Raw genomic sequence first — 25,040 nt, forward strand, 5'->3', positions numbered from 1 at the left:
GATCGTTCCAGGTCCCAACTGAATATCACGCCGTTAACCTGTTCTTAGCTCGCACCGTGGCACCTCGCTTCCCGAATAGCGGGGAGTAATAGGATCAATGCGCGTTCTCGCGATGGCATCGCAGAAGGGCGGATCGGGCAAGACGACGCTGTCTGGGCACCTTGCGGTGCAGGCACAGCTCGCCGGAGCCGGCCCTGTCGTGCTGATCGACATCGACCCCCAGGGATCGCTGTCGGATTGGTGGAACGAGCGGGAAACGGAATTTCCCGCCTTTGCCCAGACCACCGTTGCGCGGCTCGCCGCCGATCTCGAAGTACTGCGCCAGCAGGGCTTCAAGATGGCGGTGATCGATACGCCGCCCGCCATCACCATGGCGATCCAGAGCGTCATCCAGGTGGCCGAGCTGATCGTCATTCCGACGCGCCCGTCGCCGCATGACTTGCGCGCCGTCGGCGCCACGGTCGATTTGTGCGAGCGCGCGGGCAAGCCGCTGATCTTCGTGGTCAACGGCGCGACGCCCAAAGCCAAGATCACCTCGGAAGCCGCGGTCGCGCTGTCGCAGCACGGTACGGTCGCGCCGATCACGATCCACCATCGCACCGATTTCGCCGCCTCGATGATCGACGGCCGCACGGTGATGGAAGTCGATCCCAAGGGCCGCTCGGCTGCCGAAATCACCGAGCTCTGGGCCTATATCTCCGACCGTCTCGAAAAGAATTTCCGTCGCACGGTATTTGCCGCGCCGACGGCGATGCAGCATCCCGGCTTCGGCGCGCGTCCGCAGGCCGGCGGTGGTGGCTTCGGCCGCCGAGTGATGAGCTGAGGGCGGCGCGATGATGAGCGAACCCAAGCCTTTTGCCTCTTTGTCTTCCGGCCTGCTCGCCCGCAAGGGTCAGGCGCGTCCGGCGATGCGTCCGCAAGGTTTCACCGGCGGCTATGCCTCGCTGGCCGGAATCGAGGATCTCGGCTGGAACGACATGGGTCATATCCCCGAGCCGATGGCCGACATCCATCCGCTGCACGAGGATGACCAGATCCAGCCGCCGCCCGAGGGCGTGCCGCCTGTCCTGGCGCAACGCCATGCGCTGAAGCAGGAATTCGAGCCGGTCCTCGAGGAATTGGCGGGCGAGGAAGCTGAGGTCTCAGTCGAAGCGCCGGTCGAAACGCTGGTCACCGCGCCGGTCCCCGTGCTCGAGACGTTCGAACCCCGCCCGATCTCGGTCGCGGCGGCGGGCCGGATCGCCCGCGCCACGCAGCATAAGCACAAGGCGGCCTTCACCTTGCGTCTGGACGAGGAGCGCCATTTGCGGCTGCGCCTTGCCAGCGCGGTCAGCGGTCGTTCGGCCCAACAGATTGTTACCGGGGCGCTCGACGCCTTTTTGGAATCGCTGCCCGAAGTCGGCGAGCTGGCACGCCAGCTCCCAACGCGGGTCAAGGGGTGAATTGGGGGACGTTGCGATGAAGTCGAAGCGATTGACGATGGGCCTCTCGGCGGTCGCGCTTTGCGCTGCTTTGGGTGGCATCTATCAGGGCGCCGCGCTGGCCGGCTCGAAGTCGAGCCAGGTCGATGACAACGCGGCGGCAGCGGATATTGCCAAGGCACGCAAGGCGCTTGCGGACCGCCAGGGCAACAACGCGGTACGCTGGGCCGAGGCCGCGGTGGAACTCCGACCGCAAATCGCCGACTACCGCGCCGTGCTCGGTCAAGCCTATTTGCTGGCTGGTCGCTTCGCCTCGGCTCGCACTACCTTCAACGATGCGCTGACGCTGTCGCCGGGCGATGGCAAGGTCGCGCTCAACATGGCACTCGCCCAGATCGCCGAGGGCGATTGGACGGGCGCGCGCCAGACGCTCGACAGCAATTCGGGATCGATTCCGGTCAGCGATCGCGGTCTCGCCATGGCGCTCGCGGGCGATCCGATCAGCGCGGTCAATCTGTTGTTGCCGGTCGCGCGCCAGCCCGGTGCCGATGCCAAGCTGCGGCAGAACCTGGCCCTGAGCCTGGCGCTGGCCGGCCGCTGGCAAGATGCTCGCGTCGTTGCGGCGATGGATCTGTCCCCGACCGATGCCGACAAGCGCATTGTCGAATGGGCCGCCTTCGCGCGTCCCGCGTCGCGCTACGACCAGGTCGCGGCGCTGCTCGGCGTCACGCCGGCGGCAGATCCGGGTCAGCCGGTCGCGCTCGCGCTCAACGCCAGCACGTCGGTTGTCGCCAGCGCTCCGGCGCCGGTCGATGCCTATATGCCCAAGTCGTCGGCCGAGGTCGCGGTCGTTGCCGCGCCGGTCGAGCCCGGTACGATCACGCCCGCTCCCGTCGTCGCGGCCGCGCCGGCGGTCAGCACCGTCGTGTTCGGCCCGCGTGCCGAAGTCGTTCAGCCGCTGCCGGTGCAACCGGCGGTCGGCAGCAAGGCGCCGCTGATCAAGGCGCCGAAATCGGCCATCAAGGCCGCAGCATTTATGAAACCCATGGTTGCTCCTACCACCCCGGGCGCTTCCAAGGTCAGCGTGAGCAAGGGCAATTTCTATGTCCAGCTCGGTGCCTATGACAGCGCGGGCGTTGCCCGTGATGCCTGGGGCCGAGCCTCACGTGCTTATTCCGGCTTCGCTGGCCATGCCCCGACGGGCATGCCGGTGACGGTCAACGGCAAGAACTTCTATCGCCTGTCGGTCGGCGGGTTCGATCGCGCCGGCGCGGCGCAGCTCTGCGCGAATTATCGTGCCAAAGGCGGCACCTGCTTCGTCCGCGAGAATGCCGGCGATCAGGCGGTGAGCTGGAAGAAGTAAAATAGATCCCTCTCCCGCTTGCGGGAGAGGAGGGGCCCGCCGCGTAGCGGTGGGAGGTGAGGGTCTTCTTACTTCCTTTTGGCGTCGACCGCCTAGAAGAAGGAAGAAGACCCTCACCCAACCCTCTCCCGCAAGCGGGAGAGGGCTTTTTCTTAAGCGCTGATCTCTTTCCCGCCCTTCCACAGGCGGAGCACCTTTCCCTGGGTCGGTAATCCGTCGAACGGCGTGTTGCCGGCCCTTGCTGTCATGGCCTCCCCGCGAATCTGCCAAGATGCTTGCGGATCGAGCAGCATCAGGTCGGCAGGTTGGCCGGACATTAGCCTGCCGGTATCGACGCCCAGCACCTTGGCCGGATTGACTGCCAGCATCTCGAACAGCCGCTCGATCGGCAGGCCGAATCCCAGACTGAGCGCGAGCAACGTCTCCGCGCCCGACGCCCCGGGAGCCGCATCGGCGAACGGCAGCCGCTTTTCCTCAGGCCCGCGCGGATCGTGACCCGAGCATAGTATGTCGATCGTCCCGTCCGCCAGCGCGACCAGAGCGGCCTTACGGTCTTCCTCCGAGCGGAGCGGCGGCGATAAATGCGCGAAGGTGCGGAAATCGCTCATCGCATTGTCGGACAGCAACAGATGGGCAGGCGTGATCCCGCACGTCACCCGAACGCCGCGACGCTTCGCCGCGCGCACCAGGTCGAGCCCGGCCGCGGTCGTCACCTGACGGAAATGCAGCCGCGCACCGGTATCCTCCGCCAACGCGATGTCGCGCGCGATCGCCAGTGCCTCGGCCACGGCCGGCGCGGCGGGCAGGCCGAGCCGCGTCGCGGTCTCGCTCTCGGTCGCGACGGCATTGCCGGTCAGGCCGCCATCTTCCGCATGCGTTACAACGGTCAGGTCGAGGTCGCGCGCATAAGCCAGCACTTTGCGCATCACGCCCGAATCGGCGATCCAGCGCCGTCCGGTGCCGACCGCCTTGGCGCCCGCGCCTTTCATGATCGCCATTTCGGCTAGGTCTGTGCCCAGCAATTCCTTGGTTGCCGCCGCGATGGGGTGGATCCACAACAAAGGCTTGCCGACCAGCGACGAGCGCTGGACGATGCCCGGGCCGTCGAGCACCGGCGACTGATCGGGCATCAGCCCGACGCGGACGATGCCGCCGGCGCGGAACGCCTCGCGGTCGATCGCGAACACGCCGAGATCGACGATCCCCGGCGCAAGCAACTTGCCGCGGCAATCAATGGTCTCCGCGTCGGGGGCAGTGTCGACGATGCGGTCGCCGACGACGTGCAATTCGCCTTCCGCGACGCCGTCGGGCCGCACGATCCGGGCATTGACGAAGCGGAGCGCGGTCATGCCCAGCCCTCCACCTTGCGCGCCCGCCGGGTCAGCACGTCCAGGCACGCCATTCGCACGGCAACGCCCATCTCGACCTGCTCGGTGATCGCCGAGCGCTCGATATGATCGGCGACGTTCGAATCGATCTCGACCCCGCGATTCATCGGTCCGGGGTGCATCACCAGCGCATCGGGCTTGGCGAGCGCCAGCCGATCGAGCGTCAGGCCGTAGCGCAGATGGAATTCGCGGGTGGAAGGAATGAACGCCCCCGCCATCCGCTCGTTCTGGAGGCGCAGCATCATCACCACATCGGCACCCTCGAGCGCGGAGTCGAAATCTGCGTATGGCGTCACCCCCATCCGTTCGATCGCCGCGGGCATCAAAGTTGCCGGCGCCACGACGCGGACTTCGGCGGCGAGCGCGGTCAGCGCCAGGATGTTCGACCGCGCGACGCGGCTGTGCAGGATATCGCCGCAGATCACCACGCGCTGTCCGGCGATGCTGCCGCGGCGGCGCCGGATCGTCAGCGCGTCGAGCAGCGCCTGGGTCGGGTGTTCGTGGCTGCCGTCGCCGGCGTTGAGCACCGGGCAATCGACCTTGCCGGCGATCAACCGCACCGCGCCCGAACTCGAATGGCGAATGACGATGACGTCGGCGCGCATCGCGTTCAGCGTCATCGCGGTATCGATCAGCGTCTCGCCTTTTTTCACGCTCGATTGCGCGACCGCCATGTTGACGACATCGGCGCCCAGCCGCTTTCCGGCGATTTCGAACGAGAGAAGCGTTCGCGTCGAATTTTCGAAGAACGCATTGATCAGGGTGAGACCCGCGAGGCGCTTGTCGGGCTTGGCGCGATTGCGGTTCGCCTCGACCCATTGCTCCGCTTCGTCGAGCAGGAAGGCGATCTCATGGGGCTGGAGGCCGGAGATACCGGTCAGATGCCCGTGCGGAAAGACGGCGCCGCCCTCGATAAGGGCCGCGGGACGATGATCGGAAGGTTGCATTAAAGCCGTCGCCTAGACCCGCTTGGGCAGGGGCGCAAGCGCGCAACCAAGGTTGATCTGCATCAGCCCATTATGGGCTTTCGCTGTTGCCGACTTTTGGACAGAATGGACTGGAAGGAGACACATGACCGGTCCGTCAGCGACCAGCACGCCACCGGGCGCGCCGGAAATCCGCTTCTACCTGCCTGCGGAAGGGCTGCGTCCGCTCGTCACCTCTTATTATTTCCTCGAGTCGGCCGGACCGCTGGTCGATTTCACCCATCCGGAATGGGCCAATATCCGATTCGCGCTCAACGGCGTGTGGCGATTTGAAGGCGACGAGGCTCGAGAAACGATCGACCCGCCCAGAGCGGTATTGTTCGGGCCGACCGACCGCGCACGACGGTTCGCGACCGATGGCGGACTGGTGCTTGGCGTCGGCCTGACGCCGCTCGGCTGGTTGACGCTGATCGGCGAGGATGCGTCGGACTTCGCGAACCTCGCCGTCCCGCTCGACCGCCAATTGGGTCCATCGGGCTCGGCCATTCGTGCGCGGCTGCTCGAAGCGCGCACCGACGCCGAGCGCATCGCGATCCTCGATTCGATCCTCGGCGCGCAGCGGGAGTCGCAGAGCGCCTATTGCGCGCTCGCCGTCCAGGTGCAGCAGGCGCTGCTGTCGGGCACAGTCGACCATGTCGGGGATCTTGCCGAGCAGCTCGGGATCGAGCAGCGCACGCTGCATCGCGTCTGTACCGCGGTGTTCGGGTTTCCGCCGGTGCGGTTGCTGCGCCGTCAGCGCTTCCTGCGGACTCTGGCCAAGGTGCGCGACCAACTCGACCAGCCGCTCGGCGAACTGATCGATCCGGGCTATTACGACCAGGCGCATTTCAATCGCGACTTCAAGGCCTGCATGGGGATGACCCCGCTCGCCTATTTCCGCTTGCCGCGCGAGGCGCTGCGCCGGGCGGGAGAGGAACGCCAACGCGTGCTCGGCGCACCGGTGCAGGGGCTGCACATTGAGCAGGACGAGGCCGGGCAGGGGGATTAGGTTTAGAAGCTAAATAAGCCGTTGTTCTTAAATCGATCCGTTTTCCAAATTCGTCATCCCAGCGAAAGCTGGGATCTCAAGCGGCATCGCGTCACCGCCAGAGACCAACATCGGGTCGGATCGTCCCCCGGACGATCCTTGAGCATGCGGGGCATGCTCAACCCGATGTTCTTTCGCTGGGGTGACGGGAGGTGCGCTGGGGTGACGGCAGGATGACGACAGGAATATGTGTCCCCAATCTAGGGCTGAACGGCAACCAGCCCGTCGATCGCGCCTTGAAGGATGTAACTCGCCGCCAGCTTGTCGACGCGTTCGGCGCGTTTGGCGCGGCTCAGATCCTCCGCGATCATCTGGCGTTCGACCGCCTGGGTCGACCAGCGCTCGTCCCAGAGCAGGATCGGCAGGCCGAGATCGGCGATGTTGCGCGCGAATGCCCGGGTCGATTGGGTGCGCGGCGAATCGGTGCCGTCGAGATTGAGCGGCAGGCCGACGACGATGCCCTTGACCGACTGCGCCGCCGCCAGCGCCGCGAGCACCGCCTTGTCCGCGGTGAACTTGGTGCGGCGGATCAGTTCGGCCGGACTGGCGAAGCTCCAGCCCGCATCGCACAAGGCGGTGCCGATCGTCTTCGTCCCGACATCGAGCCCGAGCAGGCGCCCGCCATCGGGCAAAGCGGCACGGAACGCGACTCGATCCTCGGTGATCATCGGGTCTTCGCGGTTGGGACAGGGGTGGAGGCCGTCACGGGCTTGCCACCAGTGAAGGTCGCGAAGCGCCGCGCAGCGTCGTTTCGGACGTTCACCCAGAACATCGAATAATCGAACACATGGTAATTGTTGCCGGGCAGGACATAGCCGCCGAGGTTGACCGGCTCGCCGATCGACAGGAAGCCGCGTCCGAAACATTTGGCGGGCACGCCCGGCACGCCCAGGGTCGCGCTGCCCAAATCCTTGGATGGGATCAGCGTCCCGAGATTGTCTTTCCCTTCCGCGGTCGCCCCAGGCGTGCCGGTGATCGGATTGGTGCAGACCATGTCGGTGTCCTTGCGCGGCTTGCCGTCGAACCCGATGGTCGCGTCGTAGACATCGGTAATCATCGACGGATCGGCGGGCTCGGCGAAGCTCTGCCACGACAGGATGCACCCGGCCTGCTCGGCTGTCGCGCATTCGGGCAGGCCGAGGGCTGGGAGGTCATTGGCCTTCGAGATCGGCCAGCCGACGACATACGCCGCGACGATCCGCTTCGCGAGCGGCTGACCCGCGACGCGCTCACGCAGCAGGCGTTCGAGGTGGAGGGCGCCCTGGCTATGCCCGGCCAGGATGATCGGACGATCTGGGCCGACCTCTTTGAGGAATTCGTCGAACGCCGCGAGTACGTCGCGATAGGCGAAATCCAGCGCCTTCTGCGCCTCGGCCTGGCTCGTCAGGAAGGCGCCGAACGTGGCCTGGCGATAACGCGGCGCCCAAATCTCGCCGATCTCGTTGAACGCCGACGCCTGACCACGCAGGAAGACCGCGGCGGTGTTGTTGGCCTGGGCGTCGTCGAGCGGTGCATTCCAATGCGCGCGGTCGATGTACGAGGTAGGATGGATGAAGAAGACCGCGGCTGTCGGTTTCTCGCCCGGCTTGAAATCGGCTGGAGTCCACAAAGCCGGATTATTCGGAATGTCGGGCCGCGCGAACCACATGTCGGCCTTTTCGTAGGCCTGTTCGGGCGTGATTGGTCCGCCTTCGAATTGTGCGCTGGGGATCAGCGCCGCTTTCATCACCTGGCCGGGATAGAGCCGATAAATGAAGAGGCACGCGACCGCGACCAGGATAAGGAAGAGGACCAGATAGACGAATTTGCGGGCCAAGAACGCGCTCCGATTGCCGTCCGGGTCCCGTGCCTGATCGTCGCGGCGGTTGCAATCGTGGCGGCCGCTCTGCTAGCCGCGCGGCCATGTCCGTAGACGCTGCAACCGTAAAGAAGATCGCGAGCCTCGCTCGCATCGCGATCACCGACGAGGAAGTCGCGAAGATCGCGCCCGAACTCGACAACATCCTGGGCTGGATCGAGCAATTGGGTGAGGTCGACACGTCGTCGGTCGAGCCGATGACCGCGGTTATCGCCAATACGCTGCGCCTGCGCGACGACATCGTCACCGATGGCGGCAAGCGCGACGCGGTGCTGGCCAATGCGCCCCAGGCCGAACACGGCTTCTTCACCGTGCCCAAGGTGATCGAATAATGACCAATCTCACCGATCTTGGCGTCCGCGAGCTTCGCGACGGCATCCGCGCGGGCACTTTCTCGGCGCGCGAAGTGGCGGATTCGTTCATCGTCGCGGTCAGCAAGGCGAAGCAGCTCAACGCCTTTCTGGTCGAAACCCCCGATCATGCCATCGCCGCGGCCAACGAAGCCGATGCGGCGCGGGCCGCTGGCGAAACGCTGAAGCCCTTGGCCGGCGTGCCGATCGGCATGAAGGACCTGTTCTGCACCAAGGGCGTGCAGTCGGCGGCGGCGAGCCACATCCTCGAAGGATTCAAGCCCGAATACGAATCGACCGTCAGCCAGAAATTGTGGGACGCGGGCGCGGGCATGTTGGGCAAGCTCAACATGGATCAGTTCGCCATGGGCTCGTCGAACGAGACCAGCTATTTCGGCAACGTCATCTCACCGTGGCGGCGTGCCGATGGCGGCAACGCCCCGCTCGCGCCGGGCGGTTCCTCCGGTGGCAGCTCGGCCTCGATCGCGGCGCGGCTGTGCCCGGCGGCGACCGGCACCGACACCGGCGGCTCGATCCGCCAGCCCGCCGCGTTCACCGGTATTGCCGGCATCAAGCCGACTTATGGCCGCTGCTCCCGCTGGGGCATCATCGCGTTCGCTTCGAGCCTCGATCAGGCCGGGCCGATGGCGCGCGACGTGCGCGACTGCGCGATCATGCTCGAGACGATGAGCGGGTTCGACGCCAAGGATTCGACCAGCCTCCAGCTCGACGTGCCCAAATGGGAAGCCGGCCTCAACGCCAGCCTGGCGGGCAAGCGCATCGGCATTCCCAAGGAATATCGCGTCGACGGCATGCCCGCCGAGATCGAGGCTTTGTGGCAGCAGGGCATCGACTGGGTGAAGGACGCCGGTGCCGAGGTGGTCGAAGTGTCGCTGCCGCATACCAAATATGCGCTGCCGGCCTATTACATCATCGCCCCTGCCGAAGCGTCCTCCAACCTCGCGCGCTATGACGGCGTGCGCTACGGCCTGCGCGAACTGCCCGAGGGCGCGAACCTCCAGGAAATGTACGCCGCGACGCGCGCGGCGGGCTTCGGGGCGGAGGTCAAGCGCCGCATCCTGATCGGGACATATGTGCTCTCGGCCGGCTTCTACGACGCTTATTATACCCAGGCGCAGAAGGTCCGCACGCTGATCGCGCGCGATTTCGATCAGGCTTGGGAGACATGCGACCTGCTGCTCACCCCGACCGCGCCCTCGGCGGCGTTCGCGCTGGGCGAGAAGTCAGCCGATCCGATCGCGATGTATCTGAACGACGTCTTCACCGTGCCGTCGAGCCTGGCCGGTCTGCCAGCGATGTCGGTGCCGGGCGGTCTGGACAAGTCAGGCCTACCGCTCGGGCTTCAGGTGATCGGCAAGGCGCTCGACGAGCAAGGCGTGCTCGATGCATGCCTCGCGATTGAAGAGCGCGCCGGGTTCAGGGCACGGCCTGAGGCTTGGTGGTGACCGATCGCAGATAACCGGAATTGCGCTACAATCCGGCCAGCTTTCTACGATAATCAAGTCGAGCCATCATCCCGACGACCACGAGCAACGCAAGCCAAAGACATGGATATATGAATCGCATCCGAGCACTCTCAGAAAAACTCGAGGTGCTGTTCTGGGTTGGATCTCGCGGATCATAATAGATCGCTGTTGATTTACCGAGACTTTCGCCGCCTATTTCATCCTTTGGATAAGCGTCGCGGCCTGAATACCGCTGCCCGTTAGCCACAAAGATATAATCATACCGAGCATGGTCTTCGGGGTGATAGCGCACCATCGTACCCGTCGCGTGGGCTTCCCGACGCGATATTGAGAGATTCTCAACGCCCAAGTAGGTGCCGTAAGCGCAAAATGGCGTAAACACGAAAGCCATTGTCGCCCAAACGCCAATAGTCCTAGCGGTTATAGCAAAGAGTGGAATTCGCTCGTTCATATTTCAATATAGGCACTTCCATTCCGAGCGCTCGAGATTTTCTGTGGGGCTTACCCCCGCTCGACCGAATCCAATATCCGCGCCCCGGCCATGAACACCGCGATCGGGCAGACCGAGAACAGCATCCAGCCGCCGAAACCGGGATATTGCTGGAGATAATGGACCCCGCGCTCGACCGCGCCCAGACCCAGGCCATAGATCACCATGAAGGCCTCGAACTTGGTCTTGATGACGAACAGGCGGGCGATCTTGGCGAACATGCAGGTAGTGAAGCATGAGCTGTGCCAATGGCGGAAATGCGCGGTTTCGGATTAACGAAGATGGTTACCTGTAAATTTACCCGACATCGCTGGCGCTAAATCTCGGTCAGCGCGGCGATCAGCCGGTCGACTTCCTCGGCGGTGTTGTAATGGCATAGACCGACGCGGAGGAGCCCGCCTTTGTCGGCAAGGCCGAGTCGGGCGGCGACTTCGACCGCATAGAAATGCCCCGCCCAGGCGAAGATGCCGCGTTTCGCCAGATGCTGCGCGATCGCCGGCGCGGCATGGCCGGAAAGCGTGAAGGAGAAGGTCGGGACGCGGGCCTCCATCGTCGGCGGGCCCCAGAGCTTGAGGCCGGGGATCGCCGCGAACCCGGCGAGCAGGCGGTCGCCGAGGTCGACCTCATAGGCGGTGGCGGCGGTCATCGCTGCGACCAGCCGCGAGCGCCGGCTGTTCGCGCTGGGATCGGCGAGTTCGCCCAGCCATTCGAGATAGGAGATCGTGCCGAGCACGCCGGCCTGGCCCTCGAACGACGGCGTCCCCGTCTCGAAGCGATGCGCGCCGTCATTCCCGGCGGGTCGAACCTTATAGGCACGGACGCGATCGTCGAGGCGCGGGTTCATCCACAGCACGCCCTGGTGCGGGCCGAAGAATTTGTACGGCGAACAGGCGACGAAATCGGCGCCGATCGCGGCCACGTCAGTAACCAAATGAGGAACCGATTGCACTGCGTCGACATAGACGAGGGCGTCGCTCCGCCCACGAACCAGCTTCACCGCCTCGGCGATAGGATTGACCGTGCCGAGCGCGTTGCTCGCGACGCCGAGCGCCACCAATCGCGTCTTCGGTCCCAGCAACCCCGCAAAATCCTCGAGCGTCCAGCGGCCGGTCGCCGGATCGAAATCGAGCCAGCGCACCGTCATCCCGCGATCTTCAGCGACCTGCAGCCATGGCGCGACATTGGCGTCGTGGTCGAGGCGCGTGACGACAAGTTCGTCGCCTTCGCGCCAGTCGCGGGCGAGCGCGCGAGAGACGGCGAAGGTGAGGGTCGTCATGTTTGGCCCGAATGCGATCTCTTCGGGCTGGGCACCAAGCAGGTCGGCGATTGCCGCATGCGCATCGTCAGACAAACGGTCGGTCTCGACCGACGTTGCGAACGGACCGCCGGCATTGGCGGTGCCCTCGCGTAGATGCGTGGTCATTGCAGCGATCGCCGCGTCACATGCCTGGGTGCCGCCGGGGGCGTCGAAATAGGCTGCGGGCTGACCCTCGACGTCGCGCGACAGAGCGGGAAAGCGTGAGCGGATACGGTCGATCGGGAAATTCTGCATCAAGCTGACCTTGGCTGGGTATCAAGAAATTGCGCGCTTCCATTCTCTCGGCTGGGGCCTAAAGAGCAAGCGCCGCCCGATATGGCGGGCATGAAAATGGGATCGATGTGATGGGTTACCGTGTGGTCGTCGCCGGCGCGACCGGCAATGTCGGGCGCGAGATGCTGAATATCCTGGCCGAACGCGAGTTTCCGGCCGACGAGATCGCGGTCGTCGCCTCGGCGCGCTCGACCGGCAACCAGGTCGAATATGGCGACACCGGCCGTATGCTGACCATTAAAAACATCGAACATTTCGACCCGACCGGCTGGGATATGGCGCTGTTCGCAATCGGCAGTGACGCGACCGCGATCCACGCGCCCCGGTTCGCCGCGGCGGGCTGCACAGTGATCGACAATTCGTCGCTCTATCGGATGGACCCGGACGTGCCGCTGATCGTGCCCGAGGTGAACCCGGACGCGATCAACGGCTATACCCGCAAGAACATCATCGCCAATCCGAATTGCTCGACCGCGCAGATGGTTGTTGCGCTGAAGCCGCTGCACGACGCCGCGACGATCAAGCGCGTCGTCGTCGCGACCTATCAATCGGTCTCGGGTGCCGGCAAGGCCGGGATGGACGAACTGTTCGAGCAGTCGCGCAACATCTTCGTCGGCGACCAGGCCGAGGCCAAGAAGTTCACCAAGCAGATCGCCTTCAACGTCATCCCGCATATCGACAAGTTCCTCGAGGACGGGTCGACCAAGGAAGAGTGGAAGATGGTGGTCGAGACCAAGAAGATCCTCGACCCCAAGATCAAGGTCACCGCGACCTGCGTCCGCGTGCCGGTGTTCGTCGGCCATTCGGAAGCGATCAATATCGAGTTCGAGCACGAAATCTCGGCGGCCAAGGCCAAGTCGATCCTGCGCGAGGCCCCTGGCATCATGCTGGTCGATAAGCATGAGGATGGCGGCTACGTCACCCCGGTCGAGTGCGTCGGCGAATATGCTACCTTCGTCAGCCGCGTCCGCGAGGATTCTACCGTCGATAACGGCCTGTCGCTGTGGTGCGTATCGGACAATCTCCGCAAGGGCGCGGCGTTGAACGCGGTACAGATAGCCGAACTGCTCGGGCGCAGGTACCTCAAGAAAGCGGCTTGAGTCTGCTGATAGCAGTGTGATATCATCGAGGCATGGGACAGGTTCTGATCCGCAGCCTCGATGACGAAGTGATCGCCGCCTATCGCGCGGCGGCTGTCGCTAACGATCGCTCGCTGGAAGCTGAATTGCGTGAGGCACTGAAACGTGCCAAGCCGGTCGGCGCGGGCGACCGGCGTGCGTTGGCGATGCGGGTTCGCGACTTGCTCCCCGCCAATATGCCCGGCGAGGATGGTGCGGATATCATTCGTCGGTATCGCGATACGAACGGGGACCGCGAGCCCGATCGTTCCTGATGGCAGTGATCGTTGATGCCAGCGTCGCGTTCAAATGGTTCGTGCCTGAACCCGACAGCGATCGCGCACTGGCATTGTTCGAGACGCCCGAACCGCTGTACGCGCCGGATTTGCTGCTAACGGAAGTCTCGAATGCGATGTGGGCGCGGCTTCATAAGCTAGACGGCGACCACGGGCCCGTGGTCAAGGCCGCCGCGAGTGCGCTCCCACGCATGCTGACCTTCCTGGTGCCGGTGGTTGAGCTGTTGCCTCGGGCCATCGAACTCGCGTTCGACCTTCAACACCCGATCTACGACTGCGTCTACCTCGCCCTCGCCGAGCGGGAGAAGGCGGCGCTGATAACAGCTGACCGGCGCCTGATCGCAACAGCGGGAAGCGGCGGGCATTCCGCATTGGTGAAGGCATTGGCGTGACTTTGCGCGCGGACCTCTATTTCTCCTTTCGCAGCCCTTATTCGTACCTCGCGTTGCCGAAATGGCGCGCGATCGTGCGCGATTATGACCTCATGATCGACCTCAAGCCGGTCTATCCGCTCGCCATCCGCCAGCCCGATTTCTTCGAGCGCAGTCACCCCAATTGGCTGCGCTACACGATCCGCGACGTGGTGCGGGTCGCGCAGCATGAGGGCATTCCGTTCGGGCCGCCCCGCCCAGACCCGATCGTCCAGAATATCGCCACGCGCGAGATCGCAGCCGAGCAGCCGCATATCCGTCGGCTCGTGCGAACTGGCCAGGTGGCCGCGCGACGGGGCAGGGGGTTCGCTTATGCCGATGAAGTGGCGCAACTTGTCTGGGGCGGTGCCGTCGACTGGCATCTGGGCGATCATCTTGCCGGTGCGGCAATGCGCGCCGGGCTCGACATGGCCGACCTCGATGCCGAAGCCGGACGCGACGCAGACGCACTCGACGCCGAAGTCGCCGCCAACCAGGAGGCGCTCGAAGCGGCGGGGCATTGGGGCGTGCCGACCCTGGTCTTCAACGACGAACCCTTTTTCGGACAGGATCGCATCGACCTCGCTATGTGGCGGATGAGGCAGGCCGGGCTGGAGAAACGCGGATGACATTCACTGGGGGCTGTCGCTGCGGCGCGGCGCGCTATGAGCTGGCGGTCGACACCCTGACCGCGATCTATTGCTGCCACTGCACCGACTGCCAGCGTTGGTCGGGAAGCGCGTTCAGCGAGCAGGCGGTGGTGCCCGAAACCGCGATCAGCGCGACTGGCCCGATCGTCGAGTTCACCGTCACCAACGAGAGCGGCGCATTGTCCCACCAGCGCGCCTGCGGCGTGTGTCATAACCGGCTGTGGAACACGAACAGCTCGCGGCCCGGAATCGCGGTCGTCCGCGCGGGCACGCTTGACCACAACCGCGCGCTCGAGCCGCTTGTGCATATCTGGGTCAAAAGCAAGCAGCCCTGGGTGACGATCGCCGAGGACATTCCCTGTTTCGACGAAACCCCTCCGATCGCTAAATTCGCCGCTATCCTGTCGCGGTGAACCTTGCGCGCTATTCGGCGTGCACCACCTCGACCTTGCCCCTCGGCGTCTGTAGCAGCAGGACCAGCGGCAGCACCGCGATCGTGAGCCACGACATCAGGTAGAAATCGTCGATATAGGCGATCATCGCGGCTTGTTGCTTGACCATGTTGTCGACCATCCCGAACACTGCGTCGGACATCTCGCCGAGCTGAAATAGCTGGCCGATGTTGAAACCAGGAACGGCATGATCGGTAATGTGCTGGGCGAGATCGGCATGGCTGGTCTGGATGTTGCGCGCCAGGAACACCGTCACCATCGAAATGCCCGCCGATTGGCCGATCGACCGCATCAGGTTGAGCAGACTCGATCCATCGGTGCGGTAATTCTGCTCGAGCGTCGCAAAGGCCAGGCTGTTGAGCGGCATGAACACCAGGCCCATGCCTAGCCCCTGGATGAAGCCTGACGTAATGACCGGCCAGGAATCCATCTCGAGCGACCAGCTCGCCATCGAGTGTAGCGACCAGGCGAACAATACCAGCCCGATCGCGATGACGATCCGCGTATCGACCTTGCCGATCAAGCGGCCGGCCAGCCACATTGTGAACAACACGCCGACGCCGCGCGGCGCCATCATCATGCCGGTCTGGACCACCGAATAGCCGAACAATTGCTGCAGCATCGGTGGTAGCAATGCCATCGGCGCCATGGTCGAGATCCCGATGATGATCATGAAGAACATCGCCGTCACGAGATTGCGGTTCTTGAACAGATGCCGGTCGAACAGCGGCTTGGCAGCGGTGGCGAGATGGATCAGCGCGATCCACGCCGCGGCGATCGCGATCAGCCCTTCGGTGATGATTTCCCAGCTCGAGAACCAATCCTGGTTCTGACCGCGATCGAGCATCAGCTGGAAGCTCGCCACCGCCAGGCCGACGAACGCGAAACCGGTGAAATCGAACGAGCGCGTCGCCTTCGGCCGCGACGGCAGCAGGAACCACAGGATGGCGAAGGTCAAGGCGCCGACCGGCACGTTGACGTAGAACACCCAGCGCCAGTTGAAATTGTCGGTCAGATAGCCGCCGAGCACCGGCCCCAGAATCGGCCCGACCATCACGCCCATGCCCCAGACAGACATGGCCTGGGCCTGGCGTTCCTTGGGATTGATGTCGATCATCGCGGTTTGCGACAATGGGTTGATGAAGGCGGCAAAAATGCCCTGAAAGGCACGAAAGACGACCATCTCACTCAGATTGACTGCGGTCCCGCACAACGCCGAGGCGAGGACGAAGCCAGCGACCGAGATCAGGAACAGATTGCGGCTGCCCAGCCGATCGCTCAGCCAGCCGGTCGCGGGCAGGGCGATCGCGGTCGCGACGATATAGCTGGTCAGCACCCAGGTTATGGTGTCGGTGGTAGCGCCGAGCGCTGCGGTCATGTGCGGCAGCGCGACGTTGGCGATCGTCGTATCGAGGATCTGCATCACCATCGCGCCCATGACGCCGACGGTCAGGAGCGGGCGGTTCGAGGTCGCCAGCAGCGGCGGGCTGAGCGCGGGCTGGGCCGTGCGGGCCGCACTTGGGCCGGCGGGGATCGCCGCACTAGCCATTGGGTTTGGTATCGACCGAGACGTCGGTCGACAGTCCGGTGATCAACGGGCGGTCGGCTTTACAGGCGATCGTGATGCGCACCGGTACGCGCTGCGTTACCTTGACCCAGTTGCCGTTGGCATTCTGCGCTGGGAGGATCGACGCGGACGAGCCGGTACCGGCGCCGATGCTCTGGACCTTGCCGCACAATTTCATGCCCGGATAGGCATCGAACTTCAGCTCGACCGGCTGGCCGACACGCATGTTGGCGAGCTGCGTCTCCTTGAAGTTCGCCGTGACCCAGGGCGACGTCACGACGAGGCTGAGCGCGGGCACGCCCGAAGGGGTGATGTTGCCCACCTGCAACCGGCTGGTCTGCGTGATGATGCCGTCATGCGGCGCGCGCACCACGGTGCGGGTGAGGTTCATCTGGGCCTTGTCGCGATCGGCCATCGCGGCCTGGACCGCGGCGGGAACGCCCGATCCCGCGACGCCGCTGCCAAGCTGGACTTGCGCCTTCTGCGCCGCGGCACGGGCCGTTGCGAGGCGCGCTTTGGCGGCAAGGACCTCGTGCTGCGCGGCGTCGAGCGACGCCTTGGTCGTGAACCCCTTCTTCCACAGGGCATCCTGGCGCTGCCATGTCGCCTGGGCGAGCGCGATGTCGGCATCGGCGCTCTCGATATCGGCGGCGGCGCTTCCGGTGTCGGTTGCCTTGGTCGAGACGTCGACCTTCGCGCTGGCGATCGCGGCATTCGCCTGTTCGAGCGCGATGCGGTACGGCTCGGGGTCGATCACGAACAGGACATCGCCGGCCTTTACCCGCTGGTTCTCCTTTACGCGCACGTCGACGATGCGACCCGACACGTCGGGACTGATCGATACCGTATCCTGCTCGACATAAGCGTTATCGGTGGTCTGGTAGCGGCCGCCGGTGAGGTAGAAATACCCCGCTATCGCGGCGATCAACAACGGAACGCTGACCATCACCGCGATCCGCATCCAGTTGCGCTTCTTGGCGGCAGGCTGCGGCGCCTCGACCGTTTCGATGACGTTGGCGGCGGCGACCTTTTCGCCCTTCGTTTCTATTTTCGGATCGGCATCAGCCATGGGCGGTCTCGGTCGTACGGGGGGAAGGAAGGATGAGGAGGTTGGCGCGCATGCGCTGAAGCGTCTTGCCGAGCGCCGCTCGATCGGGTTCGTCGATGCCCTGCAGAACCTGATCGAACAGGTCTTCGGCCATGGAACGCAGATCGTCGAGGATCGGTTTCGACTTGTCGGTCAGGAACAATTGCCAGGCGCGGCGATCGGACGGATCGCGACGACGCTCGACCAGTCCCGATTCCTCGAGCCGGTCGATCATCCGGCACAAGGTAATCGGCTCGACTTCGAGCAGATCGGCCAGCGCGCCCTGGTTGAGACCTTCGTGGCGGCTGAGCGTCGTCAGCGTGCGCCATTGCGCGCGCGTTGCGCCGACCTCGCGCGCGCGTTCGTCGAAACGACGGCGCATCAGGCGCGAGACATCGCTAATCAGAAAACCGAGTGAGTCGCTCATAGCGACACATATAATGAGTATGCTTATATAAAATAGTAGCTGACGCAAAATTTTTTTGCGCAGTGCAGCATAGGAGGGATCGGTGGCGGACAGGATGACCGGCGGGTGCCAGTGCGGTCGCATACGCTATGTGGCTGAGATCGATGGCGATGATGCCTATTTGTGCCATTGCCGGATGTGCCAGCGCGCGACTGGCGGGGTATCGATCGCGTTCCGCAACGTGCCCAAGGCCGCGGTGGCCTGGGAGCACGAACCCGACCGCTATCGCTCGTCGCCCTTCGCGCAACGCGGTTTCTGTTCGAACTGCGGGACGCCGCTCACGTTCGAATTCGACGATGGCAACAATCTCGATTTGACCGTCGGCAGTTTCGACGATCCCGGCCGGTTCAAGCCGACCAGCCATTTCGGCAAGGAGAGCTGGCATGAGGCATGGCTTGACACCAGCACGCTTCCCGCCAAGCGGAGCGACGAGCATCAGGCTTTGGTCGACAAATGGATGAACAGCGTTGGCAAACTCCCCGATTGAGCCGCAATATTTCGAAAGTTTCGACGGCCAGCGCATGGCCTGGCGAGAGGTTGGAGATGGGCGGCCGGTCGTCCTGATCCACGGCTTCTTCTCCGATGCCGAGACCAACTGGATCCGCTACGGCCACGCCGCCGCCATCGCCGCCAAGGGGTTCCGGGTGATCATGCCCGATCTGCGGGGCCATGGATCGAGCGCGCGGCCGCACGATCCCGCCGCCTATCCGCCCGATGCCTTGGCGCGGGATGGGCACGCACTGATCGCGCACCTCGGACTCACCGATTACGATCTCGGCGGTTATTCGCTCGGTGCGCGGACCACCAGCCGGATGTTGGCGACGGGTGCCAATCCGCGCCGCGTGATCTTTTCGGGAATGGGGCTGGACGGTCTGACTTCGGCCGACCGGCGCGGCGGACATTTCCGCAATATCCTGACCAACCTGGGCAAGCACGAGCGCAACAGCCCCGAATGGTTTGCCGAGGCGTTCCTCAAGACAACCGGCGGCGATCCGCAAGCGCTGCTGGGGGTGATCGATACGTTCGTCAGCACGCCGATCCAGCAGATCGAGCATTTCGACTGGCCCACGCTCTGCGTGAACGGCGCCGATGACGACGACAATGGCAGTGCCGCAGCGCTCGCCGACGCCTTGCCTCACGCCCGCTATGTCGAAGTGCCGGGCAATCATATGAGCGCGGTGGTCAAACCCGAGCTCGGTCAGGCGATCGCCGATTTTCTCGCCGCTTGACCGCGGGCTTCCGGCGGGATCAGTGTCGCTCCCATAAGTTCAGGGAGTCGTTGAACATGATCCGTACCGCGATGGCGTCGGGCCTTGCGCTCGCGCTGGTTCTTTCTGGGGCCGTGGTTCTCGCCACCGCGCCCGACAAGAATGCTCCGGCGACCGCGGCGGATGCGGATACTTTCGTCGCCCGGGCCGAAAAGGATCTCGCCGACATTTCGGTCGATACCAACCGCGCCGGCTGGATCAACGCGACCTATATCACCGATGATACCGATGCGATGGCGGCAGAAGTCAGCGCCCGCCAAACCGAGCTCGCGGTCAAATATGCCGGCGAGGCGGCCAAATATCTCAACGTCCAGGGCCTGTCGCCGGACACGAAACGCAAGCTCGACCTGATCCGCAACGGCATCACCTTGCCCGCGCCGTCGCGGCCCGGTGCTGCCGATGAGCTGTCGACGATCGCGACGAAGCTCCAGTCCGAATATGGCAAGGGCAAAGGCACGCTCGACGGCAAACCGATCAACGGATCGGATATCGAGGCAGCGATGGGCACGACCCGCGACCCGGTCAAGCTCAAGGAGATGTGGGTCAGCTGGAACGACAATGTCGGCGTGCCGATGAAGGCCGATTACGCGCACATGGTCGACATCTCGAACCAGGGCGCCAAGGAACTCGGCTATGCCGATGTCGGCGCGATGTGGCGGTCGGGCTACGACATGCCGCCCGACGATTTCGCCAAGATGACCGACCGCTTGTGGAAGCAGGTCGAGCCGCTCTACCTCTCGCTCCACACCTATGTCCGCTGGAAGCTCAACGAGAAATATGGCGATGCGGTCCAGCCCAGGACGGGTCCGATCCGCGCCGACCTGCTCGGCAATATGTGGGCGCAGGAATGGGGCAATATCTACGACGTCGTCGCGCCCAAGGGATCGGGCGATATCGGCTACGATACCGAGGCGTTGCTCAAGGCCAAGGGATACGACCCGATCAAGATGGTGAAGACGGGGGAGGGCTTCTATTCCTCGCTCGGCTTCGCGCCGTTGCCCGACACGTTCTGGGCACGCTCGATGATCGTCAAGCCGGCCGATCGCGAGGTCGTCTGCCATGCCTCGGCCTGGGACATCGACAACAAGCAGGACGTGCGCATCAAGATGTGCACCAAGGTCAATGCCGACGACTTCGTCACGGTCCATCACGAGCTTGGGCATAATTATTATCAGCGCGCGTATATGAACCAGCCGTTCCTGTACGAAAATGGCGCCAATGACGGCTTCCACGAAGCAATCGGCGATTTCGTCGCCTTGTCGATCACCCCGAACTACCTCGTCCAGATCGGCCTGCTCGACAAATCGCGCGTGCCCAGCGCGGACAAGGACACCGGCTTGCTGCTGCGCCAGGCGATGGACAAGGTCGCATTCCTGCCGTTCGGGCTGCTGGTCGACAAATGGCGCTGGGGCGTGTTCAACGGCTCGATCAAGCCGGATCAGTATCAGTCGGCCTGGGACGCGCTGCGGCTGCAATATCAGGGCATCAAGCCGCCCGTCGCGCGCGATGCATCGCGGTTCGATGCGGGCGCCAAATACCATATTCCCGCCAACACGCCGTATATGCGTTATTTCCTGGCGCGACTGCTCCAGTTCCAATTCTACCAGGCGGCGTGCAAGCAGGCTGGCTGGACCGGGCCGCTTCATCGTTGCTCGTTCTACGGCAACAAGGAGGTCGGCGCGAAGCTGCAGAAGATGCTCGAGATGGGGCAATCCAAGCCTTGGCCAGACGCGTTGCAGGCATTCACCGGCAGCCGCGAGATTTCGGGGCAGGCGCTGGTCGACTATTTCGCGCCGTTGAAGAAGTGGCTCGATGAGCAGAACAAGGGCAAGCCTAGCGGATGGTGAGGGCTGGTGGCAAAGTTTAGCCCCTCTCTCCTTGTGGGAGAGGGAGGGGCCCATCGCGTTAGCGATGGGAGGGTGAGGGGGCGGTCGCGAAGCGACCGCGCGGTCCTACGGACCGCTCACCCCTCATCCAACCTCCGCTAGGCAGCGTAGCTGCCAAGCTGCGGTATCCTTCTCCCACAAGGGGAGAAGGTTTGAAGCGCCACTTCGTACTTTAAGAATCCGAGTCCTTCGGCTCGCCCTGCCGGCTGCTGCCACGCAAGGTGAACAGCGCCGCCACGGCACCGATCGCGCCGGCAATGCCGGCAGCGATTCCGCTGCGCTTGGCGATCGTCGCGGCGCGGCTGGGGGTCGATGGCGCCGGAGCGGCCGGCGTCGGAGCGGGTTTTGCGGCAGCCGGCTTCGGGGCCGGTTGCGGCGCTGCCGCCTTGGGTGCCGCTGCGGCCTTGGGCTTAGCAGCAGCCTTCGGTTTGGCTGCCTTCGGCGCAGCCGCCTTGGTTGCCGCTTTGGGTGTCGTTGCCGCTGCCGTGCCAGCCGCCTTGGCTACCGGCTTTGCCGCGGCTTTGGGCTTCGCAGCGGCCTTGGCCGGAGCCTTCGACGCGGCCACGGGCTTGGTTTCCCCTTCAGCCGCGGACGCGGCCGTCTTGGGCTTGGCCGCGGTCTTCGGCTTCGCGGGCGCCTTCGGTTTGGCGGTCGCCTTTGCAGCGGCGGGCTTGGCAGGCGTCTTTTTCGGCGTCGTGGCCATGAGAGATAATCCCCTGTTCTCTTTGGTCGCTAACGTCCGCGCATACCAGATTGTTTCAGGGTCGTGATAGCCCCGTGACAGATCAGCGGAATGGCGGCTCGTTGAAGGCGCGCAATTTGCGGCTGTGGAGCTTGGCGCCTTCCTGGCGGAGCTCCTCGCAGGTCTGGATGCCGATCCGCATATGCTCGTTGATCGCGCGTTCGTAGAAGCGGTTGGCCTGGCCGGGCAGCTTGAGCTCGCCATGGAGCGGCTTGTCCGAGACGCAGAGCAAGGTGCCGTAGGGGACGCGGAAACGATACCCCTGCGCCGCGATCGTCGCCGATTCCATATCGATCCCGACCGCGCGGCTGAGCGAGAAGCGCAGCGCCGATTTGGTGTAGCTCAATTCCCAATTGCGATCGTCGGTGGTGACGATCGTGCCGGTACGCAACCGGCGCTTGAGCTCTTCGCCCGACTGGCCGCTGATCTTCTCCGCGGCGCGCGCCATCGCGACTTGCACTTCGGCGATCGCCGGGACCGGGATTTCGGGCGGCAGCACGTCGTCGAGGACATGGTCGTCGCGCAGATAAGCGTGCGCGAGGACATAATCGCCGATCCGCTGGCTGGGCCGGAGCCCACCGCAATGCCCGATCATCAGCCATGCTTCGGGGCGGAGCACCGCAAGGTGATCACAGATCGTCTTGGCGTTGGACGGTCCGACGCCGATATTGACCAGCGTGATTCCCGTGCGATCGTCGGCCATCAGATGGTAAGCGGGCATCTGGTGCCGCCGCCATGCGCTGGTATCGGCCAGCACCGCTTCGATATCGTCGCCCGCGCGCAACAGCACGCTGCCCGCGCCTGAAACTCCGGTGAAGCGGCTGCCCTCGCCGAGCTGGTCGAATGCCCAGCGGACGAATTCGTCGACATAGCGGTGGTAATTGGTGAACAGCACGTAGCGCTGGACATGCTCGGGCGGGGTCCCAGTATAATGCCGTAGCCGCGCGAGACTGAAATCGGTACGCAGCCCGTCGAACAAGGCCAGCGGCCGCGCTTCGCCCGGCGTCGGCAGTCCGTCGGCGATCTCGTCACCGATATGCGCCAACTCGGTCGCCGGGAACCAGCGCGCGAGTTCTACCGCCGATACCTCTTCGAGGTTAAGTGCGTGACTCGGGTCGAGCACGTAAGGGAAGGGGATTTCCTGCCGCCCGGGGACCGCGGAGACCTCGACATCGTAATCCTCGATCAGCAGCGTGAGCTGTTCGGTCAGATAATCGGCATAGATGCGCGGCTTGGTGACGCTGATGCGATAGTCGCCTGCTTCCGACAGCCGGCCGAACGAGCGCAACGGGGTCGGGCGATCATGCTCGCCGCGATAAATCAGGCGGATTTCGGGATAGGCGAACGACCCGTCAGTGCGCGACTTGGGGTCGGGCGTCTTGCCGGTGGTGAGATAGGCGGTCAGCGCGTCCTGGAGGCGTTCGACCGAGGCGGAATAGAGCCGATCAAGTTCGGCGACGATATCGGAAGCCTGCGTCATCCGCTGCAGCTAAAGTACAGGGATGACGCTGGCAAGTCGTGGTCGTTACGCGGGCGCGTCAGTTCTTCTTCGTGGCGCCCTTGGATCCCGTCGTCGCCGTGTCGTCGTCCGACAGGAGTTTCGACGCGCCATAAGCCGCGCCGGCTACTGCCGCGGCAGCACCGGCAGCGATCCCGGCAGCCGCGATCGGATGCTCCTTGGCCGCCGCGACCGCGCTTTCAGCGGCATTGGTCAGCGTCTCCTGCGCCTTGGACAGGAATGATTTGGATTCGGTGAGGGCGGTGTCGAGTGCGCTTTTGGCGGTCTCGATCGCGCCGTCGACAAGCGACGAGTCGGCGGCTGCCGCCTTGGTGTCGGCTGCGGTGATGGTATCGTCGGCCATGGGGATCTCCACAAAAACAGAAAAACAGAACGCCGCGAGAACGCAGGGCGATCCCCTAGCGTTCCCGCGGCCGTGTTCATTTGTTTCGGTTACGCGACGATCCGAGTTGATCAGAGCTGTTCGAGCAAATGCTCCGCCGAGCTGACCTTGAACTCGCCCGGCGCTTCGACGTTGAGCTCTTCGACGACGCCATCGTTGACGATCATCGAATAACGCTGGCTGCGCTCGCCCATGCCGAATTTGGAACCATCGAACGTGAGGCCGACCGACTTGGCGAAATCGGCATTGCCGTCGGCCAGCATGGTGACCTTGCCGGCGGCGTCATTGGCTTTGCCCCAGGCGCCCATCACGAACGCGTCGTTGACCGAGGTGAAGGCGATTTCGTCCACGCCCTTGGCCTTGATGTCCTCGGCCTTGTCGAGAAAACCGGGCAGGTGGCGCGCCGAGCAGGTCGGGGTGAAAGCACCCGGGACAGCGACAAGAGCGACCTTGCGGCCGGCGAAGAAATCGTCCGAGCTGACCTGCTCGGGACCATTCTCGGTCGCCTTGACGATGGTGGTGGAAGGAAGCTTGTCGCCAACGGCAATGGTCATGTCGTTCTCTCCTCATAGGCGCGTCAACGCGCCGCGCGCCCGGCACTTGGCATCGCTGCCAGGAAATTCAAGCCGTGACGGCGGCGGTCCAACCGGCTTAGAGTGTCGACGATGGAATCGGCAGCCCCTTTTCTGACCGGACAGTTTCTTCTCGCATTGCCAGGCATCGGCGATCCGCGTTTCGAGCACGCGGTAATCGCGATGTGCGGGCACGATACGGAAGGCGCGATCGGCATCGGCATCGGCGCGACGATCAATGGGCTCGGGCTGCACGACGTGCTCGACCAGTTCGATATCGAGCTCGGCGAGGCGCCGGACGCGCCGGTTCATTTCGGCGGACCGGTCGAACCGCGCCGCGGGTTCGTGCTTCACTCGACCGACTGGTCCGGGCAGGACACGATCGACGTTGCCGGGCGCTGGGCATTGTCGGGCACGATCGACATATTGAAAGCGATCGCCGATGGGCAGGGCCCTAGCCGCTGGCTGGTGGCGCTCGGCTATGCCGGCTGGGGCGCCGGGCAGCTCGATGGCGAGATGCTGCGCCATGGCTGGTTCAATATCGCCGGCGACGAGCGGTTGCTGTTCGACACCGAAGCGGACGACCGCTGGACGGAAGGATTCGAGCGCGCCGGGATCGACCCGCGCCTGCTCGCGAGCCAGACGGGCACGGCCTGACGCTCGT

General features: G+C 64.4%; 28 protein-coding genes. 15 read left to right on the plus strand and 13 right to left on the minus strand.

What is annotated here, in order from left to right:
- The first annotated feature begins 97 nt into the window (after positions 1-97).
- From AC1DRD_RS06860 to AC1DRD_RS06870, 3 genes are read left to right on the plus strand one after another with little or no spacing between them, the layout of a single operon-like run.
- Positions 98-823 carry an AAA family ATPase gene (locus tag AC1DRD_RS06860; RefSeq protein WP_478029998.1) on the plus strand — a complete coding sequence of 242 codons (726 nt, stop codon included), beginning with the start codon at positions 98-100 and terminating at the stop codon, positions 821-823.
- Positions 824-836: 13 nt separating this feature from the next.
- The gene (locus AC1DRD_RS06865; RefSeq protein WP_478040821.1) at positions 837-1,442 is read left to right on the plus strand and encodes a hypothetical protein; all 606 of its coding nucleotides are present in this window, start codon (positions 837-839) and stop codon (positions 1,440-1,442) included.
- Between the two features lie 16 nt (positions 1,443-1,458).
- Positions 1,459-2,784: an SPOR domain-containing protein gene (locus tag AC1DRD_RS06870; protein WP_478040822.1), complete on the plus strand. Its 1,326-nt coding sequence runs from the start codon at positions 1,459-1,461 to the stop codon at positions 2,782-2,784.
- 152 nt (positions 2,785-2,936) lie between these two features.
- Here AC1DRD_RS06870 and AC1DRD_RS06875 read toward each other — a convergent pair whose 3' ends face one another.
- Both AC1DRD_RS06875 and AC1DRD_RS06880 read right to left on the minus strand, forming a co-directional pair.
- Positions 2,937-4,133: a dihydroorotase gene (locus AC1DRD_RS06875; protein WP_478040823.1), complete on the minus strand. Its 1,197-nt coding sequence runs from the start codon at positions 4,131-4,133 to the stop codon at positions 2,937-2,939.
- A complete protein-coding gene (locus tag AC1DRD_RS06880; RefSeq protein ID WP_478030002.1) occupies positions 4,130-5,119 on the minus strand; it encodes an aspartate carbamoyltransferase catalytic subunit in 990 nt (329 codons plus the stop codon). The genes AC1DRD_RS06875 and AC1DRD_RS06880 overlap by 4 nt, the downstream gene beginning before the upstream one ends.
- A 124-nt stretch (positions 5,120-5,243) precedes the next feature.
- On the opposite strand from AC1DRD_RS06880, the gene AC1DRD_RS06885 reads away from it, so the two are divergent.
- Positions 5,244-6,146 carry an AraC family transcriptional regulator gene (locus AC1DRD_RS06885; protein WP_478040824.1) on the plus strand — a complete coding sequence of 301 codons (903 nt, stop codon included), beginning with the start codon at positions 5,244-5,246 and terminating at the stop codon, positions 6,144-6,146.
- A 239-nt stretch (positions 6,147-6,385) separates the two neighbouring features.
- Here AC1DRD_RS06885 and ruvX read toward each other — a convergent pair whose 3' ends face one another.
- Entirely contained in the window at positions 6,386-6,853 is a 468-nt protein-coding gene (ruvX, locus tag AC1DRD_RS06890) for a Holliday junction resolvase RuvX (protein WP_478040825.1), read from the minus strand.
- Positions 6,850-8,001 carry a DUF3089 domain-containing protein gene (locus AC1DRD_RS06895; RefSeq protein ID WP_478030005.1) on the minus strand — a complete coding sequence of 384 codons (1,152 nt, stop codon included), beginning with the start codon at positions 7,999-8,001 and terminating at the stop codon, positions 6,850-6,852. Before AC1DRD_RS06895 ends, ruvX begins: the two co-directional genes overlap by 4 nt.
- An 86-nt stretch (positions 8,002-8,087) precedes the next feature.
- Between AC1DRD_RS06895 and gatC the strand changes: the two genes are divergently transcribed.
- Positions 8,088-8,375, plus strand: a complete 288-nt coding sequence (gatC, locus tag AC1DRD_RS06900; protein ID WP_478030006.1) for an Asp-tRNA(Asn)/Glu-tRNA(Gln) amidotransferase subunit GatC — start codon at positions 8,088-8,090, stop codon at positions 8,373-8,375.
- Positions 8,375-9,859 (plus strand): Asp-tRNA(Asn)/Glu-tRNA(Gln) amidotransferase subunit GatA, encoded by a 1,485-nt coding sequence (gene gatA, locus AC1DRD_RS06905; protein WP_478040826.1) that lies wholly within the window; start codon positions 8,375-8,377, stop codon positions 9,857-9,859. The genes gatC and gatA overlap by 1 nt, the downstream gene beginning before the upstream one ends.
- Positions 9,860-10,381: 522 nt before the next feature.
- Here the strand turns inward: gatA and AC1DRD_RS06910 are convergent.
- Both AC1DRD_RS06910 and AC1DRD_RS06915 read right to left on the minus strand, forming a co-directional pair.
- Positions 10,382-10,591, minus strand: coding sequence for a hypothetical protein (locus AC1DRD_RS06910; RefSeq protein WP_478040827.1), 210 nt, complete (start codon positions 10,589-10,591; stop codon positions 10,382-10,384).
- A 95-nt stretch (positions 10,592-10,686) separates the two neighbouring features.
- Positions 10,687-11,922 (minus strand): cysteine desulfurase-like protein, encoded by a 1,236-nt coding sequence (locus tag AC1DRD_RS06915; RefSeq protein WP_478030010.1) that lies wholly within the window; start codon positions 11,920-11,922, stop codon positions 10,687-10,689.
- A gap of 110 nt (positions 11,923-12,032) precedes the next feature.
- On the opposite strand from AC1DRD_RS06915, the gene AC1DRD_RS06920 reads away from it, so the two are divergent.
- Genes AC1DRD_RS06920 through AC1DRD_RS06940 form a run of 5 tightly spaced genes read left to right on the plus strand, consistent with a single transcriptional unit; the run spans position 12,033 to position 14,848 of the window.
- A complete protein-coding gene (locus AC1DRD_RS06920) occupies positions 12,033-13,061 on the plus strand; it encodes an aspartate-semialdehyde dehydrogenase (RefSeq protein WP_478040828.1) in 1,029 nt (342 codons plus the stop codon).
- Between the two features lie 32 nt (positions 13,062-13,093).
- On the plus strand, positions 13,094-13,354 hold the full coding sequence (locus AC1DRD_RS06925) for a FitA-like ribbon-helix-helix domain-containing protein (RefSeq protein WP_478030012.1): 261 nt from the start codon (positions 13,094-13,096) through the stop codon (positions 13,352-13,354).
- A complete protein-coding gene (locus AC1DRD_RS06930) occupies positions 13,354-13,767 on the plus strand; it encodes a type II toxin-antitoxin system VapC family toxin (RefSeq protein WP_478040829.1) in 414 nt (137 codons plus the stop codon). The genes AC1DRD_RS06925 and AC1DRD_RS06930 overlap by 1 nt, the downstream gene beginning before the upstream one ends.
- Entirely contained in the window at positions 13,764-14,414 is a 651-nt protein-coding gene (locus AC1DRD_RS06935) for a DsbA family protein (RefSeq protein ID WP_478040830.1), read from the plus strand. The genes AC1DRD_RS06930 and AC1DRD_RS06935 overlap by 4 nt, the downstream gene beginning before the upstream one ends.
- The gene (locus AC1DRD_RS06940) at positions 14,411-14,848 is read left to right on the plus strand and encodes a GFA family protein (RefSeq protein ID WP_478040831.1); all 438 of its coding nucleotides are present in this window, start codon (positions 14,411-14,413) and stop codon (positions 14,846-14,848) included. The genes AC1DRD_RS06935 and AC1DRD_RS06940 overlap by 4 nt, the downstream gene beginning before the upstream one ends.
- Positions 14,849-14,858: 10 nt before the next feature.
- Here the strand turns inward: AC1DRD_RS06940 and AC1DRD_RS06945 are convergent, their stop codons facing one another.
- Genes AC1DRD_RS06945 through AC1DRD_RS06955 form a run of 3 tightly spaced genes read right to left on the minus strand, consistent with a single transcriptional unit; the run spans position 14,859 to position 17,923 of the window.
- Complete coding sequence (locus tag AC1DRD_RS06945) at positions 14,859-16,436, minus strand: DHA2 family efflux MFS transporter permease subunit (RefSeq protein ID WP_478040832.1); 1,578 nt, start codon at positions 16,434-16,436, stop codon at positions 14,859-14,861.
- A complete protein-coding gene (locus AC1DRD_RS06950) occupies positions 16,429-17,523 on the minus strand; it encodes an HlyD family secretion protein (RefSeq protein ID WP_478040833.1) in 1,095 nt (364 codons plus the stop codon). Before AC1DRD_RS06950 ends, AC1DRD_RS06945 begins: the two co-directional genes overlap by 8 nt.
- Positions 17,516-17,923, minus strand: coding sequence for a MarR family winged helix-turn-helix transcriptional regulator (locus AC1DRD_RS06955; protein ID WP_478040834.1), 408 nt, complete (start codon positions 17,921-17,923; stop codon positions 17,516-17,518). The genes AC1DRD_RS06950 and AC1DRD_RS06955 overlap by 8 nt, the downstream gene beginning before the upstream one ends.
- A gap of 127 nt (positions 17,924-18,050) precedes the next feature.
- Here AC1DRD_RS06955 and AC1DRD_RS06960 point away from each other — a divergent pair, with 127 nt between their 5' ends.
- The 3 genes from AC1DRD_RS06960 to AC1DRD_RS06970 are packed head-to-tail and all read left to right on the plus strand — an operon-like array spanning position 18,051 to position 21,122.
- Positions 18,051-18,494: a GFA family protein gene (locus AC1DRD_RS06960; RefSeq protein WP_478040835.1), complete on the plus strand. Its 444-nt coding sequence runs from the start codon at positions 18,051-18,053 to the stop codon at positions 18,492-18,494.
- Positions 18,475-19,236 (plus strand): alpha/beta fold hydrolase, encoded by a 762-nt coding sequence (locus AC1DRD_RS06965; RefSeq protein ID WP_478040836.1) that lies wholly within the window; start codon positions 18,475-18,477, stop codon positions 19,234-19,236. Before AC1DRD_RS06960 ends, AC1DRD_RS06965 begins: the two co-directional genes overlap by 20 nt.
- Positions 19,237-19,292: 56 nt before the next feature.
- Complete coding sequence (locus tag AC1DRD_RS06970; protein ID WP_478040837.1) at positions 19,293-21,122, plus strand: M2 family metallopeptidase; 1,830 nt, start codon at positions 19,293-19,295, stop codon at positions 21,120-21,122.
- 211 nt (positions 21,123-21,333) lie between these two features.
- Here AC1DRD_RS06970 and AC1DRD_RS06975 read toward each other — a convergent pair whose 3' ends face one another.
- From AC1DRD_RS06975 to AC1DRD_RS06990, 4 genes are all read right to left on the minus strand, one after another.
- Positions 21,334-21,864 carry a hypothetical protein gene (locus tag AC1DRD_RS06975; RefSeq protein WP_478040838.1) on the minus strand — a complete coding sequence of 177 codons (531 nt, stop codon included), beginning with the start codon at positions 21,862-21,864 and terminating at the stop codon, positions 21,334-21,336.
- Positions 21,865-21,946: 82 nt separating this feature from the next.
- Positions 21,947-23,383, minus strand: a complete 1,437-nt coding sequence (locus AC1DRD_RS06980) for an AMP nucleosidase (protein WP_478040839.1) — start codon at positions 23,381-23,383, stop codon at positions 21,947-21,949.
- A 58-nt stretch (positions 23,384-23,441) separates the two neighbouring features.
- Positions 23,442-23,765 carry a hypothetical protein gene (locus AC1DRD_RS06985; protein ID WP_478030024.1) on the minus strand — a complete coding sequence of 108 codons (324 nt, stop codon included), beginning with the start codon at positions 23,763-23,765 and terminating at the stop codon, positions 23,442-23,444.
- 110 nt (positions 23,766-23,875) lie between these two features.
- Positions 23,876-24,358: a redoxin family protein gene (locus AC1DRD_RS06990; RefSeq protein ID WP_478030025.1), complete on the minus strand. Its 483-nt coding sequence runs from the start codon at positions 24,356-24,358 to the stop codon at positions 23,876-23,878.
- 111 nt (positions 24,359-24,469) lie between these two features.
- On the opposite strand from AC1DRD_RS06990, the gene AC1DRD_RS06995 reads away from it, so the two are divergent.
- Positions 24,470-25,033, plus strand: a complete 564-nt coding sequence (locus AC1DRD_RS06995; protein WP_478040840.1) for a YqgE/AlgH family protein — start codon at positions 24,470-24,472, stop codon at positions 25,031-25,033.
- Positions 25,034-25,040: the final 7 nt, after the last annotated feature.

Source organism: Sphingomonas sp. P4_G2 (assembly GCF_056401155.1).

Excerpts from the sequence above, each read along its gene's own strand:
- AC1DRD_RS06860 (WP_478029998.1), top strand. The coding sequence starts at position 98 with ATGCGCGTTCTCGCGATGGCATCGCAGAAGGGCGGATCGGGCAAGACG.
- AC1DRD_RS06995 (WP_478040840.1), top strand. The coding sequence starts at position 24,470 with ATGGAATCGGCAGCCCCTTTTCTGACCGGACAGTTTCTTCTCGCATTG.
- AC1DRD_RS06920 (WP_478040828.1), top strand. The coding sequence starts at position 12,033 with ATGGGTTACCGTGTGGTCGTCGCCGGCGCGACCGGCAATGTCGGGCGC.
- ruvX (WP_478040825.1), bottom strand. The coding sequence starts at position 6,853 with ATGATCACCGAGGATCGAGTCGCGTTCCGTGCCGCTTTGCCCGATGGC.
- AC1DRD_RS06875 (WP_478040823.1), bottom strand. The coding sequence starts at position 4,133 with ATGACCGCGCTCCGCTTCGTCAATGCCCGGATCGTGCGGCCCGACGGC.
- AC1DRD_RS06930 (WP_478040829.1), top strand. The coding sequence starts at position 13,354 with ATGGCAGTGATCGTTGATGCCAGCGTCGCGTTCAAATGGTTCGTGCCT.
- AC1DRD_RS06885 (WP_478040824.1), top strand. The coding sequence starts at position 5,244 with ATGACCGGTCCGTCAGCGACCAGCACGCCACCGGGCGCGCCGGAAATC.
- AC1DRD_RS06990 (WP_478030025.1), bottom strand. The coding sequence starts at position 24,358 with ATGACCATTGCCGTTGGCGACAAGCTTCCTTCCACCACCATCGTCAAG.
- gatA (WP_478040826.1), top strand. The coding sequence starts at position 8,375 with ATGACCAATCTCACCGATCTTGGCGTCCGCGAGCTTCGCGACGGCATC.
- AC1DRD_RS06975 (WP_478040838.1), bottom strand. The coding sequence starts at position 21,864 with ATGGCCACGACGCCGAAAAAGACGCCTGCCAAGCCCGCCGCTGCAAAG.
- AC1DRD_RS06955 (WP_478040834.1), bottom strand. The coding sequence starts at position 17,923 with ATGCGCCGTCGTTTCGACGAACGCGCGCGCGAGGTCGGCGCAACGCGC.
- AC1DRD_RS06870 (WP_478040822.1), top strand. The coding sequence starts at position 1,459 with ATGAAGTCGAAGCGATTGACGATGGGCCTCTCGGCGGTCGCGCTTTGC.
- AC1DRD_RS06865 (WP_478040821.1), top strand. The coding sequence starts at position 837 with ATGAGCGAACCCAAGCCTTTTGCCTCTTTGTCTTCCGGCCTGCTCGCC.
- AC1DRD_RS06985 (WP_478030024.1), bottom strand. The coding sequence starts at position 23,765 with ATGGCCGACGATACCATCACCGCAGCCGACACCAAGGCGGCAGCCGCC.
- AC1DRD_RS06910 (WP_478040827.1), bottom strand. The coding sequence starts at position 10,591 with ATGTTCGCCAAGATCGCCCGCCTGTTCGTCATCAAGACCAAGTTCGAG.
- AC1DRD_RS06970 (WP_478040837.1), top strand. The coding sequence starts at position 19,293 with ATGATCCGTACCGCGATGGCGTCGGGCCTTGCGCTCGCGCTGGTTCTT.
- AC1DRD_RS06880 (WP_478030002.1), bottom strand. The coding sequence starts at position 5,119 with ATGCAACCTTCCGATCATCGTCCCGCGGCCCTTATCGAGGGCGGCGCC.
- AC1DRD_RS06940 (WP_478040831.1), top strand. The coding sequence starts at position 14,411 with ATGACATTCACTGGGGGCTGTCGCTGCGGCGCGGCGCGCTATGAGCTG.
- AC1DRD_RS06915 (WP_478030010.1), bottom strand. The coding sequence starts at position 11,922 with ATGCAGAATTTCCCGATCGACCGTATCCGCTCACGCTTTCCCGCTCTG.
- gatC (WP_478030006.1), top strand. The coding sequence starts at position 8,088 with ATGTCCGTAGACGCTGCAACCGTAAAGAAGATCGCGAGCCTCGCTCGC.
- AC1DRD_RS06925 (WP_478030012.1), top strand. The coding sequence starts at position 13,094 with ATGGGACAGGTTCTGATCCGCAGCCTCGATGACGAAGTGATCGCCGCC.
- AC1DRD_RS06980 (WP_478040839.1), bottom strand. The coding sequence starts at position 23,383 with ATGACGCAGGCTTCCGATATCGTCGCCGAACTTGATCGGCTCTATTCC.
- AC1DRD_RS06950 (WP_478040833.1), bottom strand. The coding sequence starts at position 17,523 with ATGGCTGATGCCGATCCGAAAATAGAAACGAAGGGCGAAAAGGTCGCC.
- AC1DRD_RS06945 (WP_478040832.1), bottom strand. The coding sequence starts at position 16,436 with ATGGCTAGTGCGGCGATCCCCGCCGGCCCAAGTGCGGCCCGCACGGCC.